Consider the following 19,974-nt stretch of genomic DNA (forward strand, 5'->3'; position numbering starts at 1 on the left):
TGTATTTGAACGGCTCGCTGAGCTTTTCTTCACCTGTGAAGGTCAAAACGTCGAGCGTTGCCTGGACTTCAGAGACCCTGAGTTTGTGGCGGCTATGGACGAAAAAGTCGGTTATCGGCTGGGCCATGTTCAAGCCTCCTGCGAGACTTGGAGTGCCTGACTACAACGCGAGCCAAACAGGGAATTTTCACCCTCTGAGGTGAATTCGATGCACAGAAAGGCACCGCGCAAAAATGCGCAGTTGTTGTTTACAACCATGAATAAACATCCCTTTAAACAAGCCGAAGATAAATAAACGGATTACACAACTCGTATGAACAACAAGGTAGTTATGTGCACTTCGCTAACAGTGTTTCGAACACACCTCGCCGGCGAGCAATGAATATGTTGCAAGAGATATGCGGCAGGCCGGAGCGCGCAACAATGGATGATCTTGGGTCTTGATTCCATCCCCAAATCCGGGATTAGGAAATTTCGCGCGCACGATCGGAAAAATCCTACGAGATCTCATAAGCAATGGATTGGAGATCTGTGATGAGGCTCTGGACAAGTGGGCTATGACAGGAAATCAAAAGTTCGAACGCTCAAGGAGCGAGCCTTTTGCACGAGCGTGACAACGTTAAGATCCTCTATTAAAACTCGTTGTCTAGCAGGGGGAGTTCCATCCACAGAAGCGTTTTGAGGCAATGTGAAGTGCCGAGACTACGAAACCTTGAAGGGGCTAATAAGGGTTACCAGTCGCTTGATTCAGCGACTTTTGAGTCGGACGGGTTAATAAAATCAAAACCGGAACTTGCTTACTGAGTTCTTTCAGCTGGCAGTGCTTTTGACCCTGCCAGCTTGCCCCTCATCAAACCGCCACAGCCTGCGCCCGCCTCATACTCCACATCGCCAGCAGCGCGATTACCGCAACGATACCGCTGAACAACTCACCCACATGGCGCAGACCAAACACCGGTACGCTGACGCCCACGGCAATGACTGGCAGAGACATGGACAGGTACAGCAGCACGAACAGCGCCGAGGCCACGGCCGCTTTGTGATGGGCCGGGCTGGCACCTGTGACTGCGCCCATGCCGGCACGGAATACCATGCCCTGACCGACGCCTGCGCTGAGTCCGGCAATCATCAGCAACAGCATCTGCTCGGTGGCGATGCTCAGGCCGAGAGCCAGCATGCCGACAATCAGACAACTGCAGCCCAGAGTCATGTGCAGTCGTGAAGGTAGCTTCTGCAGCAACGCCTGGCCCACCACCGAAGCGGCGAAGAACGATCCCACCACTGCGCCGATGACAATGCCGCTGGATTGCTCCATGACCTGACGCATGATCGACGGCACCATGCTGGTGAACAGTCCGGCGACGCTGAACCCGGCCAATCCGGCGATGGCCGCCGGGATGAACAAGGGGCGCACCTGTGCAGGAATCGACGGGCGCATGACCCGCAGGCGTGGCACTTCAGGACGCTGCACGGTTTCCCGGGCGACTGCCACGCCCAGCATCGCAACCGCCAGACACCCCAGGTGCAACCAGAACACCAGTTGCAGCGGATGCGGCAAATATTGCGAAGTGAGCCCCGCCAGCAAGGGGCCCAGGCCAAGGCCGAACATATTGGCGGCGGTCGCCACCAGAGTGGAGCGCTTGCTCCAGGCCTTGGGGGCCAGTTCGATAATCGCGACGGTTGCGGTGCCGGTGATGATCCCGGCAGAGAACCCGGAAAACAGACGGCCGATCAACAAGCCCGTCACAGAGTGGCAGTACAGGAATATCACCGCACTGATCGCACCCATCAACAAACCTGCAAGCAGCATGGGCCTGCGTCCCAACTGATCGGACCAACTGCCCACTGCCAACAAGGCGGCAATCACCCCGGCGGCATAGATGGCAAAGATCAGCGTGACCCAGGTCTCGCCGAAGCCCATTTGTTGTTGGTAATACACGTAGAGCGGGGTTGGCAAGGTAGTACCGAGCATGGCGATCAGTAACGCGCAGGCCACCAGAATGAAGTCTCTGCTGGAAGTTGAGTCAGGCTCGGTCATGTACGGTTCCCGGTTTGAAGATTTCAGGGTGATGCGCCCGGCGTAAAAGTCGGGGTCGCCATATTACAGAGGGGTGATCAGCACCGTCAGGGAAAGGTTGCAAAAATTTGCAGGTTCTAACGGATCTTGCGGGTCGCGAATCACAACGTTTGCGCACACCCAATCAATTCAGCACTGCCCTCGCCTGTCAGCCTAGAGCCTTGATTGCCAAAAGGACCGCCCCATGCGAACGCGATTTACCTTATTGACCGCTCTGGCGCTGCTCGGCGGCGGCAAAGCGATGGTAGCCAGTGCCGAAGAACACGGCCTGGTTGAAGACTCGACACTTAACGTGCTGTCGCGCAACTTTTTCCTGCACAACGATTACCGCACCGGGCACAGGGACCAAAGCTATCGCCAGGAATGGGCCCAGGGCTTTATTGCCAATTTTCAATCGGGCTTCACCCAAGGCCAGATCGGCGTAGGGCTTGATGCTCACGCGTTCTATGGCCTGAAACTGGACGGCGGCCGCGGCCATGCGGGTACCGGGCTGTTGCCGCTGGACAGCGACGGCCGGGCCGAAAACGACTATTCCAGCGCCGGGGCAGCGATCAAGCTGCGCTATTCGAAGACCACGCTGAAGTTTGGCGAGATGGAAGTCGAGACGCCGGTCTTCGATACCGCTGATAAGCGTCTGCAACCGGAATACGCCACCGGCTTTTTCCTCGACAGCCAGGAAATCGACGGGATGCGCCTGGTAGCCGGGCACTTCAGCGCATTCAAGAATCAGAATGCATCCACCGCCCAGGGTGATTTCGATGGCTATGGCGCAAGTACCCGCAATGCCAGCATCAGCCTGGCGGGCGTTGAGCTTGCAGGGGACGGGCCTCTGGGTGGCTCGGTCTACGCGTCACAGCTGAGCGACACCTGGCAGCAGTACTACGGCAATCTGCACTTCAAGCAGGGGCTGTCGGCCAACAGTTCGCTGCTGCTGGACAGCAACCTGTATCGAACCCTCGACGCTGGCGATGCCAATGCCGGTTCCATCAACAACACTGCGTACAGTTTCGCTGCCAAATACAGCCTCGGCAGCCAGGCCTTCACCCTCGCCTACCAGAAAATCGACGGTGGCACGCCGTTTGATTTTGTCGGCGGTGACTCCATTTACCTGGCGAACTCCATCAAGTACGCCGATTTCAATAGCGCCCACGAGCAGTCGTGGCAATTGCGTTACGACCTGGACTTCAGCGCCCTGGGCGTGCCCGGCCTGAAGTTCATGACCCGCTACGTGACCGGCGACCAGATTGACGGCACTCATGCGGCGGGTGGCGGAGCCTATAACCCGTTCCAATCTGATATCGACCGCTACCAGCCGATTCAAGGTAACGGCGGCCGACATTGGGAGCGCGACATTGACCTTAAATACACCGTGCAATCAGGCGCGGCAAAAAACCTGTCGTTCGATGTATCCCATGTGTCTCATCGAGCCAATACCGCCCAGGCGGGTGATGACATCGACCGGCTGTACCTGGTGATCGAATATCCCCTGGACCTGCTCAAATAACGTTTAACCGATCATCCCGCCCTGCGTGCGGTAGCGGAAAGCTGGCCAGACAAGGAACGTCTCCAGCTGAACGGCGTGACCCCCACGACACGGGTGAATACCCGGGTGAAATGAGATTGATCGGCAAAGCCGCAATCCAGGCTGATGCGCGAAATGGACACGCTGCTTTCGCTCAACAGCGCCTTTGCCTTGTCGAGGCGAACCTGCAAAAACCAGTCACGAGGGGAATAACCCGTATTTTTCTTGAACGCCCGGGAGAAGTGGCTGCGCGACAGCGAACACTCCGTGGCGATCTGGGCAATGGAAAGCCCACGATCCATATGGCTGGCCATCATCTCCTTGGCGCGACGCTCTTGCCAGGGTGACAACGCGACTTTCTCACACACTTTTGGTGACGGCTCAGCAACAGGTTTTGCAAAGCGGGTGGACAGGTGTGAACACAACACCAGCATGGCCCGCTCCACCGAATCCTCGGTCTGCCCCTGACGATCACGCAAGGCGGGCAACAACGAGCAGATCAGTTGATAAGCCAATGGATCGATGCCGGAGGTCCCGGATTCGCTGAGCTCAAGCAGGCTGACGCGGCCTTCTTCAGCGGTGCGCGGTGACCACGACCTCAGCAACTGATCAACAACGCAGGAAAGGTCTGCGGCGGGGGTGATCTGTTCACCGGCGGTTGGCGTGGGACGGCGTAGCGGCGATGGGCTGAAAGTGTTCATTACAGACGCTCCTGCTCAGAGGGTGTATGGCAGGGTCAGAGTCTGGATTTGCGGGTTCTTAAAGTCCTTTGGCAAACATTAATCGTTCTGAAGGACCGCTTTGGCCCAAGGGTAGCGTGGGTTTCAGGCATCAGCCCGGTTAAGAACGTTTCAGCTCGGGCCAAAGACCTGAAGCGCCCGTTGGCTTAGCCTGAGATCCAGATGTTGTCGCTGTATCCCCTACTCACCTCAGCACACTTACCTCAGAACACTTACCCAGAAACACGGAGCGAAAAATGCCGACGATCACTACCGCAGACGGTACCGAGATCTACTACAAGGACTGGGGCACCGGTCAACCCATCGTCCTCAGCCATGGCTGGCCGCTGACCGCCGACATGTGGGAGTACCAGATGAACTTCCTGGCCGAAAACGGCTTTCGGGTCATCGCCCATGATCGCCGTGGGTTCGGCCGCTCAAGCCAACCCTGGACAGGTTACGACTACGACACTTTTGCCGATGACCTGCACACCCTGATCACCACCCTGCAGCTGAGTGACGTGATGCTGGTCGGCTTCTCCATGGGTGGCGGAGAAGTGGCGCGCTACCTCGGCCGTCATGGCAGTAAACACATTGCCAAGGCCGTCCTGGTGAGCGCCGTGACGCCGTTGATGATCCGTCGCGATGATCACCCTGAAGGCATGGACCCAGCGATCTTCGACGGCATTCGTGCCGGGGTGCTCAAAGACCGGGCAGCCTTCCTCGATGCATTCGGCCCGATTTTCACCGGTAGCGATCAACCCGGCTCTCCCGTGGGCAAGCCGATGCTGGACTGGACTCAATCAATGGCCATGCAGGCCGGCATCAAGGGCACCCTGGATTGTGTGGCAGCCTTTTCCGAAACCGACTTCCGCTCTGACCTGGCGCGCTTCGATGTGCCGACTCTGGTCATCCATGGCGACGGCGACGCAGTGGTCAATTTCGACGTGACCGGCAAAGCCGCAGCAGAGCTGGTGAGGGGCGCGAAGCTCAAGGTCTATCCAGGTGCTCCCCACGCGGTGTACTTCACCCACAAGGACCAGTTGAACCAGGACCTGATGGACTTCGCTCGGGTTTGAAGTCGGCGGGCAACTAATGGCCTCTGGCAGCGCATCGCTGCCAGAGGCTTTGATCGTGAGGGATGCACGTGAAAAAACAGCCTGTAGCCGGCGTGGATATTCCGGACAGCAGCATGGCGAATGCCGCTTGCGAACTGATCCAGGGGATTCAACCGTTGTTACTGTTCAACCATTCAAACAGAGTATTTCTGTTTGCGGTACTCATCGGCGAACATCATCGCGTGCTGTTCGATGCCGAGCGGCTGTACATCGCCGCACTGTTTCACTGCATGGGACTGACCTCTTTGTATCAACCCTCGCTCAACCGTTTCGAGGTGGACAGCGCCCACGCCGCCCGGGAATTCCTCAAGGGTTACGGGTATTCGGGCAGCGAGATTGCGCAAGTCTGGGATGCCGTCGCGCTACACACCACCCCAGGCATTGCCGAGCACAAATCGCCGTTGGTGGCCCTTCTGGCGGCGGGCGTCGAGATGGCGTTGTTCGGTCGTCACGTACAAGCACTGAAGGCTGCCGAGCTGACGATGATTCTTGAGGCGTTTCCCAAAGAGGCAGGCTTCAAGCGCGACTTGCTGAGCATCCTTCACAAAGCCCTGAGCCATCGTCCGACGCAAGAGATCGGCAGCCTGGACGACGATGTTCGTGCGCATTTTGACCGGCAATTCAAACGGGCTAATTTTTGCGATCTGCTGGTGGAGGATGATTGGTGGGTGGAGTGAAGCTCTACCGCCATTGTCATAGATGATTCCGAGGGAGCAAGCTTGCTCGCGAAAGCGGTGTCCTGGTTTGGAGAAGTTTTGAGAATGTTCCGGCCCCTTCGCGAGCAAGCTCGCTCCCACATCATCACCGTCCCCGCAGAAATTGAGCGCCAACCGAACCGACTCGGGGTAACCGTCCGGCCAAGTCATCTACGCTGTGGTTAGCCCCCGTAAAATCGGGCTGCGTAGCCCAAAGGTGAGGCTTTGAGCAAATCAAAGTCAAAGTCGAAAGCGATCCACAGACTGCGATAAAATCCCCGCCAATGCAGATAACTCGTCCGTGGTCGAAGCCGTCTCACCGATCACTCTGCTATTAGCCTCCGAGGTACCGGCAATCATCTCCACTTGATGGGCGATTTCGTTGCTTGCCAGGCTCTGCTCACTGATGGTGCGGGAGATATCGTTGACCAACTCAGTGGTTTTCAGAGTGGCCTGGAGAATATCGCGAATGGCCCGCTCTACATCGGCGGTTACAACCATGCCTTTGTCCACTTGAGCGACACCTTCTTCCATACTGGTGACCGCTTCCCGGGTGCTTTGCTGGATGCGCCCGACCATACTGGCGATCTCTTGAGTCGACGCGCTGGTGCGTCCAGCCAGGCTGCGCACTTCATCCGCCACCACCGCAAAACCACGGCCCTGTTCGCCGGCACGAGCGGCTTCAATCGCGGCATTCAACGCCAACAGGTTGGTTTGGTCCGCGATCCCCTTGATCACCTGAATAATGCTGTAGATCGCCTCGGACTCTTCGTCGAGAGTGCGGATGACTTGGGCAGATTGCTTCGCCGAACGAGCAATGCCATCCATGTCACTGACCACTTGTTGAATCACTCGGCCGCCGTCCTTGGCCAAGGCTTCAGCCTGATTGGCCATATCCAGTGCGCGACTGGCGTGCCGGGTGATTTCCTCAATACTGGCGGTCATTTCAATCGCTGCTGCGGCCATGGTGCTGGCGGCGGCGCTTTGTTGCTGGCTGCTGCCGGCCACTTCGTGGCAACCATGGCTCAGCTGCTCGCTCATGACATTGACGCCTTGGGCATTGCTGCGGACAGCTTCGATCATGCTGCGTAAGTCCCGCTGCATGATGGCAAGGTTGCGAATCAATGAACTGGCTTCGTCTTTGCGACTGGTTTCAACGATTGGCTCGCTCAAGTTGCCGCGGGCGATGCTGGCGGCGATGCTGCTGGCGGCCTTTAGCGGCCCCATGATACTCAGAATTACCCAGCGGCCCTGAGCCAGGAGCAGCAAGAGACTGACGATCAGCACCGTACCCAGGATGAAGTTGGCGTTGCTGATGGCACGCTGCGTTTCCATACTGGCTTGCTGGGTTTTGTTTTCGATAAGCTCACTCATGCCCTGCATTTGATCTTCAAGAAGGGTGAACGCCTTGTTGAAGTTCTCCAGCTCCCCGAGAGCGGCTTCGGGATTCTCCAGGGCCAACGCGACGATGCGTTCACCGGCACCTATGTAGGTTTCAAGGCTGGGGCGAATCTTGTCCAGGTTCATCCTGAGCGTATCGTCCAGAGGCTGCTTGAGGTTGTCCCCCAATACCTGGCGGAAGTGCTCGGCATGCTCCTTCAGCGAAGTGCTGACCTCGGCCTTTGTACTGATGCTTTTACCCAGCCCCACCAACATCGCCGACAACACATCGGAGCGCAGCGCATCGTGCATCATATCGGCCTCCATGTGATTGCGCAGCACCATCATGCTGGTCTCATTCTCCTGCATGGCGCTGCCCATCCGGGTATTTCCCAGGTAACTGGATAGGCTAATAATCAATGCGGTGACCAGCCCGGTCGCAATCAACAGAAATAAGCGTAGTTTGATCGTCATGCTGGCCATCCTCTTACGCAGAGCCTCGGATTGAAAATAATAACGTGCAAGCGCTGCCTATAAGGTTATCGGCATCGTCCTCCCGTTATTAACGCCTAAGCTTGAGAATATGTGTTTCTACTCAAAATCCTTCACAGCCCAGGTGGTCCATGCGCAACGCAAGCTCTTCGACCGCAATGCCACGAACAAGCGCACGCTCGCCGAGCAAGCATTGCGCTATATCCAGTTACTGTACGAAATCGAGAGCGAGGTCCCTGATCCATAGCCGGATTTACGCCGTTGTATACGGCAGGAAAAGCCGTCCAAGTGATTGATGCGCTGCGTAGCTGCAGGAAGGCGTGTTGGCTTCATGACATACCCGCTGAAAAAGCTGGCACTGGTGCCCACCTAATTTTAAGTGCACGCCATGTCTTGGCTTTGTGGGGCTGGATGGATGACGGGGTCGGACGGTTACGACTCAGGCGGCACCCGGATGGAAATATGTTCTGCTGCGATCGCCCAGGCGACACCCGTCCTGTGGAAGCGAGCTTGCTCGCGAAAGCGGTGTTCAGGTTTGGAGAAATTTTGAGGATGTTCCGGCCCCTTCGCGCAAGCTCGCTCCCACGTAATCACCGCCCACTCAGAGATTGAGGGCCTACCTATACGACGCAGGCACCACCGGCAACGTAAACACAAACATTGCCCCGTCAGCCCGGCTATTACAGGCCCGCAGTATTCCGCCGTGGGCATCAATGATCGACCGACAAATCGCCAGCCCCATGCCCATACCCTTCTCTTTGGTGGTGAAGAACGCATCGAAGACCCGTGCGGCATGTTCCTCATCAATGCCAAAGCCATTGTCCTGGACACACACCACCACGCACTGCTCAGCTATGACGTCGCTACTGATGGACAGGCGACGCGGTCTGTCATTGATGGCGCTCATGGCTTCTACCGCATTCATGATCAAATTGAGGATCACCTGCTGCAACTGCACAACATCGCCGTTGACACTCAGCGCGGGGCCGTTGAATGCCTTGTAAAGCAGGACCTGATGCTGCTCGACCTCTGTCGCGGTCAGTGCCACTACCTGACGAATTACGTCATCGATCTGCAGTGGCTCATGCCGGGGCGGCGTCTGCCTGGCCAGCGATTGCAAGGCACGAACAATTTCAGCGGCGCGCCTACTGTCATTGACGATGTCATTGAGGCCCGACATGGCCTCAGTGACCACCGGTGTGGGCCGATTCAGCCAGCGCACACTGGCGCTGGCATTGGAAACAATGGACGCAAGCGGCTGGTTTATCTCATGGGCAATGGAGGCGGCAAGCTCGCCCATGATCGTGGCCTGGGACACCCTGGCCAATTCCGCGCGGGCGTTACGCAGCGCCGCCTCGGTGGTCTTGCGTGCCGTCACATCCGTGGTGACCCCGACGAACACATCATTACCCGCAGGCTCCGCCAACAGCTCAAGGTGACGAATCACTCCATCAGTGTTCAGCAGCCTGAAACCCAACTGAAAAGCTTTTGAATGCCGGACCGCCTGGGTGATGGCGATCAGAAAGCCTTGCAGGTCTTCAGGATGGATTAGCCGTTCAAGCTCCGGCAGTGAGGGCGTGACCTCACTGACCGGCAACCCCCAGACCGCAAACAGGTCATCGGTCCAGACGGCTTGATCGGTGCTGGGTTGCCAGCGAAAACTGCCGGAATGGCTGATGCGCTGGCCCAACGCCAGGGTTGCCTGACTAGTGCGCAAGGCGGCTTCGATCTCGCTGCGACGGGTGTTCTCTTCGACCAGTTCGGTGTACAGCCGGGCGTTTTCCAGGGAAATCGCCGCTTGCCCGGCCAGCAGTTCAAGCACCGTGGTGCGGTTGGAAGTGAATACACCCGGCGCGAGATTGTTCTCGAGATAAAGCACACCAATCACCAAACCTTGCTTGACCAAGGGCAGGCAGAGCACAGAACGCACATCCCGACCCTGAAAATACTCATCTTCGGCGAATGCCTGACGTTGCAGCGCGTCCTCGATCACGACCAACTGGCGGGTGCGCATCACGGTGTACAGCATCGACAGCGGCAGTTGTTGCGACGAGGGCGCCAAGACTGAAAGGTCGATGTCGATACCCTGCCCATCCGCCCGGCCCCTTGCCGTCAGTTGCGGGGTGTCATTCTTGACCAGCAGCAACAGGGCCTGTTGCGCGCCAGCGTGGATGATGGTGTTGGTCAACAGAGTGGCAATCAGCCGGTCCAGCACGATTTCTTCGGAAAGCGCCTGGGAAGCCTTCATCACTGAGCCCAGATCCAGCGCATCCTGGCTCGTCAGAAAACTGATTGATGGACGTGACTGCGAAGCCTCCCCGCGCAAGATGCCGCCCCGTGCTTCCAGGTCTGCAACCTTACCCAGCGCGCCCCAGCGCTGGTAGCAATCACGGGCGTTGCGGTAATGACTGCGCGCCGAGGTGAACAGTCCTTGAACATGATGAAATTCCCCGGCCAGCTCGTGGGCAAGAGCCTGAACATGCACAAAACCGCCATTGGCGGCCGCTGTCACGGCCTCTTCATACAGCGTCATGGCCCGCATGGCATCGCCCTGCAAGCGTGCGACTTCAGCCGCCACCAGCGCCGCCTTGTCCTTGAAGGTCTGGGGATTGAGTGCAGCCCAGGCGTCGAGCTTTCGCACGTGGGGCTCCATGCGCACCAGGGTTTCGGCGCAATTACCGCCATGGCGGCAACTCACGGACAGGTTCAATGCGCTGAAAAAATGCAGTTCGAGTAAATGAATATGCGCAGGCGTCGACCATGCCAGCGCGCCGGCCTTCTCAAGGCATTGCGCAGCACTATCAAAATCCCGGTAAAGAAATCTAGTCACCCCTTTGAACAGCCACCACCAGAAAACCACTGGGGTCATCGCACTGTTACTGGCCACATCCTCCAGGACCTGGCGCTCGCCCGAAGGCTCTTCGCTCTGCCAGGCTCGGCCCAGGCGCAACGCTCGAACCAGTCGCGCCTGAGTATCCAAGACCGCTTCCACGTCGCCGAAACGGGCACGCCGGGCGAAACCCAGGCCGCGCTCGATCTCTTGCTCAACGCGTTCCAGATGCTCACCCATGACCAGCAGATTGGACACGATGTGGTTGCAGGCATAGCAACTCATGGTCAGGTTACCTGCGTTATAACTGCTGGCCAGTGCAGCACGAGCGTGTTCAAGTCCGTGACTCAGCGGCTGAGTCCACACGCTCACTTGATCCAGGGCCACCAGCGTTGTGCTGAGGGAACTGCTGAAACCGCGCTCCTGCACTAGCCTATGGGCCAAACGCGCAAAAGCAGCACCTTCTTCGTAAGCTTCATATTTGTGGGCCAAGGCCACACCGAACCAGGCGAAGCCGTGGGTCGACGCCGCGCATATACCGTATTCGAGGGATAGCTGGACCATCTGGCAGGTCAGTACGAACAACAGATCGTCATCAATGAACGAAGCCGATGCGATCATGCTCGACAACATCCCCATCGCCGCCTCATAGGTGGCTTCATGCATGGGGGGCAGCTCGCGTAGTCGGTCGATCTCACGCCCCGCCAGGGTCTCAAGCAAATGACGGTAACGCTGCTCGACCTCCAGATCGCCGACCTGGCTCGGGATATCAATGCCAAACAGACGCAACCCCTCGCCGGCCGTGTCCGCCGCGTCCTGATAACGGCAATCCAGTACCAGTAATTCGACCTTGAGCATGTATATCGCAGCCCGCTCAACCAACCCATGGACGTGGTCGAGCAAATCGTCGATCACCTGGCCCGCCAGCTCGAACTGGCCATCCAGCAGCAGGCATTGCGCGTGGACCAGGCCGAGTTCATGAGCCAGCCCGGGACAACGCTGCCAGCGAGGCTCGTCGATCAACGTCATGGAGGTGTGCACATAACCCAGCGATGCATCGATGGCTGCCGACTCCAGTGCCTGTTGAGCGGTGCGCACCAGTAACAGGCAAAACTGCCGCCGCTCGGCTTCGAAACAATCTTCAGGACGAATGCGCTGCAAGTGGCTTGCGATACGAAACAACGCCTCGGAGCGTTCCGCAAGATCAATGTCGGCGATCAATATCCGGGCAATCCGCAGATGTTCTGCCGCTCTCGCGTCCAGCGCGATCAACTCACAGGCGGACTCCTGCACGCGGTCGTGATAGAACGCGAAGCCCTGGTGATCTTCCACCAACAGACCGGCTTCGACCGCAGGCGACAGGTGTCGGCAGAGAGACTTCTGCGCGACCTGGGTCACCCGGCACAAGGTCGGCAGATCCACGCTCGCCCCCATGCAGGCCATCTGTCCAAGAAACAGGCGGGTTTGCGCGGGCAGACGGGCCATTCTGGCGACCATCAGGCCGATGACATTCTCGGCATGGCGATGCTCTCGAATTCGCTCCAGGTCCCAGCTCAGCGTGCCGTTAGTATCAGTGCTGGAGCGATCAACACGAATCAGACGCTCATCCAGCAATGTGCGCACCAGTTGCCCGACGAAAAAGGGGTTGCCGCCGGTCTTTTCATGCACCAGAGCGGCCAACGGCATGATCTCGGCGGGCTCGGCGTGCAGGCTCCTGCCTAGCCACTGCGCAACCGCCTGAAGGTCCAGTGCAGACACCGGGATCTCGCTCACACCGATAGGAGCCTCACGCAGCCGGGCCAGGAACGCCTCAGACAATGTGGAATCAGGATCCAGTCCATCACGATACGCGGCAATCAACAGGGTGTTTTCATACCGCTCTTCACTGAACGACGCAATGAATGACAAGGTTGCCTCGTCGCACCGATGCACATCGTCGAAGAACAGCACCAAAGGTCGCTGCGCACTGGCAAAGGTATTCAGCAGCCGTTGCAGAACGTAGTGAAACAGGTGTTGGGTTTCACTGGTCGGCAAGTCCGGCCCGGCACCCAGCGGACCCAGTACCATCTCGATTTCCGGGACCAGATTGGCAATCAGCCGACCATGACCGGCCACCGCCAGCGTCAGCTTTTCCCGCCAGATTGCCAGGGTGTCGGCGCTCTCGCCAACGACCCGCATGACCAGTGAACGCAGCGCCTGGGCCAGGGACAGGTAGGGAGTATTAGGCAATGAGGGGTCGACTTTACCGGAGGCAAACAGCATCTGGCTCAGGGCCAGGCTCTGGTGCAACTGACGCACCAGTGTGGATTTACCCGCCCCGGTCTGGCCCGACACCAGCACCACCTCACAAGCCCCGGACTGAGCCACTCGGGAGAACGCCGCCTGAAGCGCCTGGCTCTCAACCGGACGCGGGACCAGCACTTTATATTCGGGAGCTTGCACACCGGCGTCACGACACGCTGGCTTGAACGCCGCGATGTGCTGAAATTGATTCCACTGCGCCAGACACTCGCGCAGATCCGCTTCCAGATTCAATGCACTCTGGTAACGGTCTGCGGGATTCTTGGCGATCAGGTCGAGGATCAGGCGAGCCAGCGGCGCCGGAATAGACGCGCGAAACTGTTGCGGCGAAACCGGCTGGCGAGCCACATGGCAATACACCCACTCCACCGCATCGCTGGCGTCGAACGGCAAGCGGCCGGTGATCAATTCATAGAGAGTCATGCCCAGCGAGTACAGGTCGCTACGTTCATCAGCCTGACGCTCCACCCGCCGTGCCTGCTCGGGCGACATGTAAGCCAGGGTTGCGCAGATGGCATCATCAACGGCTGCCGCGTCGCCGGTGCCGAAGCCCAGGCCAAAGCCGATAAGACGCACCTTGCCATCAGCGCCTCGAATCAGATTGCAGGGTTTGATATCCCGATGCAGCAGTCCCTTGCCGTGGGCGCGGGCCAAGGCATGGGCAGCACCAATCGCCAACCGAAGAAAACCATCAATGGACAGCGAGCCATCAGCCACTTTATCCAGAGACTGCCCGCCCGGATCGTCACAGATCAGCAACGGACCTTCAGGCGTATGCAACACCGCCACCGGTGGCACGGCCCAGTCAGGATCAAGCAGCGGAGCCATCAGGTATTGGTGCTCGATGCGCCGCAGGCCACGTTCCAGCAGACCTGCAGAGGCTCGGGAGATCAACCAGCGTCGAGCGCACCCTGGCACATGGGCACGATAGCGGTCGACCTCACCGTCCACAAATAGCAGCTCCCACGACAGCAGCCCCAGCCATTGCGGCGTATAGCCTTCGACCTGTCTATCGGACATGACCCGGATACTGGCGGTCGGCTCAGCGCTGATACCGTTCATAGCGCACCCTTACTTGCGTTCGATTACCTGCTTTATCGATTCGAGCAATGCCTCCTCGGTAAAAGGCTTGCACAGAAAGCTCAGAGCCCCCCCGTCGAGAGCCCGCCGGACGGTATCGCTGTCGTCATTGGCGGACATACAACACACACCGACGGTTTTCCCGGCGCGCCTCAACTGCTGCAGAACCTCTAGCCCGTGCATCCCTTTCATCACCAGATCGAGCAAGACGCATTGCGCCTGATCACTGGCAGTGGAATCCAGAAAGGCTTCGCCTGAAGCGAAACTCACCGTCGCATAGCCCAAGGACTTGAGAAGGTTACTGAGACCATTACGCACGGAGGCGTCATCGTCGACGACGCAAATGAGGATCATAAGCTGAACTTCACGGCAGTAAAAGTAAGAGGAAAGAGAATAAGCCTATCTGCCAGAGAATAAGATTGACCTTATGTATAATTGTGCTATTTAAACCCGGCTCATCAGACTTATAACAGAACTAGTTGCTCTCGCATCTTCACCAGATCGATCAAAGTCTGGGCCTGCATCTTTGTCATAATGTGCCGTTTATGAACTTTAACGGTAATTTCGCTGGTGCCCAGATCACCGGCGATCTGCTTGTTCATTCTGCCGGTAACCAGCAGTGTCATGACTTCTCGCTCGCGGGGCGTAAGCGTCTCGAAGCGACGCCTGATGCGCTCGACATGCAACCTGTCAAGTAACTCGCTTTCATCATGAGCAAGGGCCTGGCGCACCACCTCGAGCAACTGTTCTGGCTCGAAGGGCTTGGTCAGAAATTCGTGAGCGCCCGCCTTCATGGCCTTGACCGACATGGGGATGGTGCCGAATCCGGTCATGAAAATGATCGGGAAACGATGCCCGCGGCGCAGCAACTCCTCCTGCACGTCGAAACCATTGCCGGCCGCCAGATTGACATCGAGCAACAAGCAAGTGGGCTGGTCAGTGAAGGCCTGTTGGAGAAATTCCTGAGCGGTGGCATAACACTGGGCAGGAATATCGGCTGAAAGCAACAGACGCGACAAAGACGTGCGAATCGAGCACTCATCATCGACCACATAGACCAAGGGTGTTGCACTCATATACAGATTGTCCGCAGCTTGATGCTACTGGCTTGCCGCCAGCACTCGTTGATGATTGAGATGAAAGTGATAGACGTCTCGCGGCTGGTGGCTGGTCATCAAGGTTGTCAGCGAAGCAACCCGCGTGTGCGTCATCACACGGCGGCTATCATGAACTGAATTGAGCACTTGAGCACCCTCTTTGCCTTTGCTGCCCTGGCGACCCAGTATCCAGGCCCGGGTCGCGCCGGGCAGCCGATAAAACCGGAACGGCCCGTCAGCGCTAATGAGCATCAGTGATTTCTGTGCCAGCCCGACAATGCAATCCATGACCCGAGCCCGCGGCATATCCGCCGTCTGAGCAACCTCGCACGCCTGGTCGAGGCTGAAGGCCCCCGCCAGCCCTCCAAGGCAGCCAAGTACCGTGCGCTCGTCAGCGGTTAGCAGGCGATAACTCCACTCCACCGACGCTTCCATACTCTGATGACGTTGTGGCGCGCTGCGCAAACCGCCGGAAAGAAGATGCAGGTTGTCCCGCAGACTGCCCGCCAGCTCGAACAGTCCCAAGGCTGCAGCCCGGGACGCGGCCATTTCAAGTGCCAGAGGAATACCATCCAGAGCGCGACACACCTGGGCAACCAGCGCAACGCTCCGATCATCGAATGCAGCACTGTCGTCTGCGGGGAAGCGTGAATCCAGCGCTCGCAATCGCATCAAAAACAACTGCGCAGCGCGGCTTTGCAAGACTTCGCAGCGCTCGGCGTCCAGTCCGGGCACCGCCAGCGGCGCTACGCTGACAGTCCGTTCACTGCTGATACGCAGGGGTTCACGGCTGGTGGTGAGGATCCGCAGCGACGGGCAGTGGTGCAGCAGGTGCTCACACACGGCAGCGACGGCTTCGATCAGGTGCTCGCAGTTGTCCAGTATGACTAACCGGTTGCGCTCCTGCATCGAGTCGACGATGGCGTCAATCATCGATTGGCCTTGCCAGACTTCAAGATCCAGACTGCACGCCAAGGCTTCGACGATGCGTTCCGAGCAGTTGATCTGCGCCAGCGGCACGAAACACACATGCAGGCTGTCGGTCAGTGACAAGTGATGGGCCACGGCGACCGCCAGCGAAGTCTTGCCGATCCCCCCGGCTCCCACCAGGGTCATGAGCGAATCGGTCAGCAAACCTTCGCAGATTTCTTCCAGCGCGTCTTCGCGGCCGACCAATGCCATGTCATGAGGTAGCTCGCTGGTGCGCAACATCGTCGCGCTCAGAGAACTGGCTGGCGGTACATCGGTCGCGGCGTCCCGAGGATGGGAAGCCTGCAGCGCGGGTTCATCTTCAGCGCAAATCAGAATGTAGCCCCGGCCGGGAATGGTCCGGATCAGATCCCGGTCTGCCCCCAGGGCTTTGCGCAAGGCGGAAATGTGCACCTGCAGATTGTTTTCTTCGACCACGGTGTCCGGCCAGACGCGTTGCAAAATCTCGTCTTTGGTCACCAACTGGCCGGGGCAGCTGATCAGCAACTCCAGGATATCGAAGGCCCGGGTACCCACACGCAACGGTACGCCGCTTCTGAAAACTTCTCTTAGTTCAAGAGAAACACTGGCTTGACCGAGACTGATCATTTTATTCACGCTGTCCGTAGGTGGCTGTGAGTATCCTGCCTTGACCGGGATCTATTGCTATCAAATCTGATTCATCACTGGCGGCTGAGCTTATCTAATCAGCTAACTCATTCGGGCGATATTATCTATAAGGATAGCGTCGTGGATATTTCAACGAACCTTAGTTGCGGTGAGCACAATAGTACAAGTGCATGACTGACACTTTCATATAAAGGGAAAGATTAGTAGCCAAGCGCTATGATCGGTTGGCCATGCTTACCCGCCAGACGCCCTGCCGGATCCGCAGGTTGGCTGGCTACCCGGAAACAATACCAATGGAGTATGCATGGACAAGTTGCTGGCACTGAAAATGTTTGTCGAGTCGGTTGACGCCCGAGGGTTTTCCGCTGCGGCCCGCAAGCTTGACCTGGCGCCCTCCTCGGTCACCCGGATGATTGATGCTCTGGAGGCGCAATTGGGCGCGGCGCTGCTCAATCGCTCGACCAGGCAGATCACCGTGACCGAAGCAGGTGCCAGCTACTATCAGCAGGCTCGCCAGGTCCTGGAGGACGTGGCGCGCGCTGACGCGCAGATCATGGATCGCGGCGATCAACCCGTCGGGCAACTGCGAGTCTGCATGCCGGTTGAATTTGGCCGTCGTTTGATTGCTCCACACCTGGGAAACTTTCTGGCGCGCTACCCGCAGCTTGAACTGGACGTGACCTTGAACGATGACCTGGACAATCTCCTGAGCGGACGCTTCGATGTCGCGCTGCGTCTGGGCGCTGCCAGGCCCAATGATGATCTGGTGTGCCGCACTATCGGCCGGTTTTCCCGCTGGATAGTAGCCAGCCCCGAGTATCTGACCCGGTACGGCATACCGACCGAGCCCCGCGAGCTGCTGGCGCATAGCTGTCTGCGATTCGCACACGCTACAAACCGGCATGTCTGGACCTTCAGTCAGCAAGGTCAAGAACAGCAGGTAGAAATCACTGGTCGCCTGAAAAGCAGCAATGCTGATGTGCTGCGCGAAGCCGCACTGTCGGGAGTCGGTCTGGCACTGCTGGCAGACTGGCTGGTGAAAGCAGATGTCGCAAGGGGTGCACTGACCCGGGTGCTCAGCGCGTATGACATAAACCCGAACCAGACGCGCTCTGCGATCAATGCGCTGTATCTGCCCAATCACCGCGGTTCTAAACGGGTCAATGCCTTCATTCAGTTCCTTGAAGAGGTGTTGGCCGCTCCTGCCGAATGACACTCTGCGCATTTTCCGCATAACTGTGTTGCACCCGCAGCCAATTCCGCCGGTTCCAAGGGTCCTTTAAGGTGGCAGTCATAGCGTTGCACAGCCTGGTGCTGCGCACCGAACCCAAGCCTGACAGAGCCCATGACCATGAATCCATGCACTGCAACACCCGCGCAAGACACGCGGCACACACTGACTCGGGGCCTGGTCCTGCTGTTCGCCCTGTGCTGCGGAGCCATCGTTGCCAATATCTATTACGCGCAACCTATTGTTGAACTCATCGCACCGGACGTCGGGCTTTCGGCACACAGCGCCAGCCTGATTGTGTCCTTGACTCAAGTGGGCTACGCGCTGGGCCTGCTTTTTCTGGTGCCGCTGGCGGACCTGCTGGAAAACCGCACGCTGATGATCGGCACCGCGCTTGTTGCCTGTGCCAGCCTGCTGGTCGCTGCGTTCAGCGAGCACGCCAACACCTTCCTGATGATCTCCTTGTTGATCGGCTTCAGTTCGGTATCGGTTCAGATGCTAGTGCCGCTGGCGGCGCATCTGGCACCGGAGGAAACCCGAGGCCAGGTGGTCGGCAATATCATGGGCGGCCTGCTGCTGGGCATTCTGCTGGCTCGACCACTGTCCAGCCTGATCGCCGACCATTTCGGCTGGCGTGCGGTGTTCATGAGCGCGTCCGTGGTGATGCTGGCTATCGTCCTGGTACTGGCGCTGACTATCCCGAAACGCACACCGGAGCACCAATCGTCTTATGGACAATTGCTCGGATCATTGCTGACCTTGTTGCGCAAGCACCCGGTACTGCGTCAGCGCGCGCTTTATCAGGGCCTGCTGTTCGCGGCTTTCAGCCTGTTCTGGACCGCAGCGCCTATCGAGCTTTCACGGCACTTCGGCTTATCGCAAACCCAGATAGCCTTGTTTGCCCTGGTGGGTGCCATCGGCGCCATCGCCGCCCCCATTGCCGGACGCCTGGCCGATGCCGGGCATACCCGCCGCGCCTCACTGCTCGCCTTGAGCCTGGCACCGGTGGCCTTTCTGATCGGCTTGAGCCAACCGGGTTTCAGCGTAATTGGCCTGGCGATCACTGGTGTGCTGCTCGACTTCGCGGTGCAATTGAACATGGTCCTCGGCCAACGTGCAGTCTACGCCCTCGACCCCGCCAGCCGCGGACGCTTGAACGCGCTCTATATGACCAGCATATTCCTCGGCGGCGCGATCGGTTCCGCCCTGGCCAGCACCCTCTACGAACAGCAAGGCTGGCACGGCGTCGTCCTGCTGGGTGCGGGCTTGCCACTGCTGGCGCTGGTAGCGTTCGTGGTTGCTGACAAGTCCCGATGAACGACCCCGATCCCTGTAGGCGCCGAGCTTGCTCGCGATGAACGATGACGCGGTATGTCTGCCAGACCAAGGTGACGGATTCGCGGGCAAGCACCGCTCCCACAGGTAGGTGTTCCTCAGTAGCAGCGCGCTTGCCCACGATGAACGATGACGCGGTCTGCCTGCCAGACCGAGGTGACTGGTTCGCGGGCAAGCACCGCTCCCACAGGTAGGTGTTCCTCAGTAGCAGCGCGCTTGCCCACGATGAACGGTGGCGCGGTCTGCCTGCCAGACCGAGGTTACGGATTCGCGGGCAGCCTCGCTCCCACAGGTTAGGTGTTCCTCAGTAGCAGCGCGCTTGCCCGCGATGAACGATGACGCGGTATGCCTGCCAGACCAAGGTGACGGATTCGCGGGCAAGCCTCGCTCCCACAGGTTAGGTGTTCCTCAGTAGGAGCGCGCTTGCCCGCGATGAACGGTGGCGCGGTCTGCCTGCCAGACCGAGGTGACTGGTTCGCGGGCAAGCACCGCTCCCAC

Annotated in this window: 12 protein-coding genes and 1 pseudogene; 5 read left to right on the plus strand and 8 right to left on the minus strand. The window is 58.5% G+C overall.

All coding sequences use genetic code 11. The features are described 5' to 3' along the window. Nucleotides 1-850: 850 nt before the first annotated feature. Nucleotides 851-2,038: an MFS transporter gene (locus IV01_RS05175; protein ID WP_032630677.1), complete on the minus strand. Its 1,188-nt coding sequence runs from the start codon at nucleotides 2,036-2,038 to the stop codon at nucleotides 851-853. Between the two features lie 223 nt (nucleotides 2,039-2,261). Here IV01_RS05175 and IV01_RS05170 point away from each other — a divergent pair, with 223 nt between their 5' ends. Beyond that, a complete protein-coding gene (locus IV01_RS05170; RefSeq protein ID WP_032630679.1) occupies nucleotides 2,262-3,581 on the plus strand; it encodes an OprD family porin in 1,320 nt (439 codons plus the stop codon). A gap of 11 nt (nucleotides 3,582-3,592) precedes the next feature. Here IV01_RS05170 and IV01_RS27150 read toward each other — a convergent pair whose 3' ends face one another. Next, nucleotides 3,593-4,300, minus strand: a complete 708-nt coding sequence (locus tag IV01_RS27150) for a helix-turn-helix domain-containing protein (RefSeq protein WP_050507903.1) — start codon at nucleotides 4,298-4,300, stop codon at nucleotides 3,593-3,595. 275 nt (nucleotides 4,301-4,575) lie between these two features. Between IV01_RS27150 and IV01_RS05165 the strand changes: the two genes are divergently transcribed. Next, a complete protein-coding gene (locus tag IV01_RS05165; protein WP_032630680.1) occupies nucleotides 4,576-5,397 on the plus strand; it encodes an alpha/beta fold hydrolase in 822 nt (273 codons plus the stop codon). A gap of 62 nt (nucleotides 5,398-5,459) precedes the next feature. Continuing rightward, nucleotides 5,460-6,113: an HD domain-containing protein gene (locus IV01_RS05160; protein ID WP_032630681.1), complete on the plus strand. Its 654-nt coding sequence runs from the start codon at nucleotides 5,460-5,462 to the stop codon at nucleotides 6,111-6,113. A 258-nt stretch (nucleotides 6,114-6,371) separates the two neighbouring features. Here IV01_RS05160 and IV01_RS27570 read toward each other — a convergent pair whose 3' ends face one another. The 6 genes and pseudogenes from IV01_RS27570 to IV01_RS0125460 form a co-directional block, all read right to left on the minus strand. Beyond that, nucleotides 6,372-7,235 (minus strand): methyl-accepting chemotaxis protein, encoded by an 864-nt coding sequence (locus IV01_RS27570; RefSeq protein ID WP_418903554.1) that lies wholly within the window; start codon nucleotides 7,233-7,235, stop codon nucleotides 6,372-6,374. Continuing rightward, nucleotides 7,230-7,994, minus strand: a pseudogene (locus IV01_RS27575) (HAMP domain-containing protein); the annotation flags it as partial. The gene IV01_RS27570 and the pseudogene IV01_RS27575, both read right to left, overlap by 6 nt. Before the next feature lie 625 nt (nucleotides 7,995-8,619). Continuing rightward, complete coding sequence (locus IV01_RS05150; protein ID WP_032630683.1) at nucleotides 8,620-14,196, minus strand: trifunctional serine/threonine-protein kinase/ATP-binding protein/sensor histidine kinase; 5,577 nt, start codon at nucleotides 14,194-14,196, stop codon at nucleotides 8,620-8,622. 9 nt (nucleotides 14,197-14,205) lie between these two features. Beyond that, entirely contained in the window at nucleotides 14,206-14,568 is a 363-nt protein-coding gene (locus tag IV01_RS05145) for a response regulator transcription factor (protein WP_080290380.1), read from the minus strand. A gap of 110 nt (nucleotides 14,569-14,678) precedes the next feature. Next, the gene (locus IV01_RS05140; protein ID WP_229636155.1) at nucleotides 14,679-15,266 is read right to left on the minus strand and encodes a response regulator transcription factor; all 588 of its coding nucleotides are present in this window, start codon (nucleotides 15,264-15,266) and stop codon (nucleotides 14,679-14,681) included. Nucleotides 15,267-15,314: 48 nt separating this feature from the next. Beyond that, complete coding sequence (locus IV01_RS0125460; protein WP_050507906.1) at nucleotides 15,315-16,889, minus strand: ATP-binding protein; 1,575 nt, start codon at nucleotides 16,887-16,889, stop codon at nucleotides 15,315-15,317. Nucleotides 16,890-17,214: 325 nt separating this feature from the next. Between IV01_RS0125460 and IV01_RS05135 the strand changes: the two genes are divergently transcribed. Further along, entirely contained in the window at nucleotides 17,215-18,123 is a 909-nt protein-coding gene (locus IV01_RS05135) for a LysR family transcriptional regulator (RefSeq protein WP_032630685.1), read from the plus strand. A 138-nt stretch (nucleotides 18,124-18,261) separates the two neighbouring features. Continuing rightward, the gene (locus IV01_RS05130; RefSeq protein WP_032630686.1) at nucleotides 18,262-19,458 is read left to right on the plus strand and encodes an MFS transporter; all 1,197 of its coding nucleotides are present in this window, start codon (nucleotides 18,262-18,264) and stop codon (nucleotides 19,456-19,458) included. Nucleotides 19,459-19,974: the final 516 nt, after the last annotated feature.

The sequence above is a fragment of the Pseudomonas syringae genome, from assembly GCF_000737245.1.
GTDB classification, from domain to species: Bacteria; Pseudomonadota; Gammaproteobacteria; order Pseudomonadales; family Pseudomonadaceae; genus Aquipseudomonas; species Aquipseudomonas syringae_J.